Here is a 1,772-nt window from a genome sequence, read left to right on the forward strand (position 1 = left end):
CCTCGCCAATGCAGCCCACGTCTCGGGTGCCCTCTACCGGCGGTGCTCGGTTGGGTGACGACGGAACGTGCCGGTAGACGGTGGGCGCCAGTATCAGAGATGCCCGTGCCTTCCTTCCCTGATCGGCGGCTTGAGAGCACCAATCAGCACAGGGCATGTCTCACCACGGCGGGTTCGGGCTCAGTGGGCGATGACGGGCTCGCCCTCAGACGGCGCCAGAGCCGCATTCGGCATCAGGAACGCCGCCAGCACCGCACCGACCACGAAGATCCCGGCACCCCACGCCAGGGTGGCCGTGTAGCTCTCGACCCCGGCCTGGGCCATGGTCAGCGCGCCCGGCTTGTGCGAGGACAGGTAGTCGGTCGCAGCCGATGAGGCGACGGTGGTCAGCAGTGCCGTGCTGATCGAGCCGCCCACCTGCTGGCTGGTGTTGATCAGCGCCGAGGCCACGCCCGCGTCCTCATGGTGCACGCCCGCGGTCGCACCCTGGAACGAGGTGGTCATCACCGCACCGATACCGAGCCCCAGCAGGATCATGCCCGGCATGATGTCGGCGACGTAGGCGCTGTCCAGCGTGAGCCGGGTCAGCAGGGCCATACCGGACGCGGAGACCAGGAAGCCGGCGCTGACCACGGTCTTCGGGCCGACCCTGGGCAGCAGCAGCGACGGCACCGTGGTCGAGGCGGCGACGATGCCGCCGACCATCGGCAGGAAGGACAGACCCGCCTCGATCGGCGAGTAGCCGATGCTGGCCTCCAGGTAGTACGTCAGGAACAGGAAGATCGAGAACATCCCCATGCCCAGGACGAACACGGCCAGGAACGAACCACCCCGGGCCCGGTCCAGCACGACGCGCAACGGCAGCAGGGGATGCGCGACCCTGGACTCCAGCCAGGCGAACACCCCGAGCAGCACCACACCGCCGATCATGGAACCGAGAGCGACCGGGTCGGTCCAGCTGGTGGACTCGACGTGCGCGAGCCCGTAGACGATGCCGAACAGCCCGGCGCTCACCACGACGGTGCCGGGAACGTCGATCCTGGGACGCTCGGTGTGTGCGGGCTTGGCCAGCAACAGCAGCGCACCGGCCAGCGCGACGCCCGCGAAGACGACGTTCACGTACATCACCCAGCGCCACGACGCCCATTCGGTGAGCATGCCGCCGAGCAGGAGTCCGACCGCGGCGCCCGCACCGGCCAGCGCACTGAAAATGCCGAACGCCTTGGGCCGCTCGGCCGGATCGGTGAAGGTCACACTGAGCAGCGAGAGCGCCGCGGGGGCCAGCAGCGCGGCGAAGAGCCCCTGGGCCACACGTGCCGCAACGAGGATGTCGAAGTTTCCGGCCGCGCCGCCCAGGACGGAGGCACCCGCGAAGCCGACCAGGCCGGTCAGGAAGGTCGTACGCCGACCGAACAGGTCACCGAGGCGGCCACCGAGCAGCAACAGGCTGCCGAACGCCAGGGCGTAACCCGTGATGACCCACTGCCGACTGCCGTCACTGAAACCGAGGTCATGTTGCGCTTCGGGCAGCGCGATGTTCACGACCGTCGCATCGAGCGTCACCATGAGCTGCGCCACACCCAGCACGACAAGCACCCACCAGCGCGTGGCGTGTGAGCCGCGGCGGCCCGAGTCTGTTTTCCCGGAGGCGGACGCCCCACGATCGAAGGTGGTACTCACTTTTCCCCTTAGTCGCTGGTCATGGACCGACCATCAGTCGGAAACCGATCTGTTTCCAGCTAGAAAAACAGATCGGTTTCCACGATGCAAGT

The 1,772-nt window shown here is 67.8% G+C and carries 1 protein-coding gene; it reads right to left on the reverse strand.

Annotation, left to right across the window (positions count from 1 at the left end):
* Positions 1-180: 180 nt before the first annotated feature.
* A complete protein-coding gene (locus tag ABZ453_RS51185) occupies positions 181-1,680 on the reverse strand; it encodes an MFS transporter (RefSeq protein ID WP_359026945.1) in 1,500 nt (499 codons plus the stop codon).
* Positions 1,681-1,772 lie beyond the last annotated feature (92 nt).

It is taken from the genome of Streptomyces sp. NPDC005799, from assembly GCF_040630525.1.
GTDB classification, from domain to species: Bacteria; Actinomycetota; Actinomycetes; order Streptomycetales; family Streptomycetaceae; genus Streptomyces; species Streptomyces griseorubiginosus_B.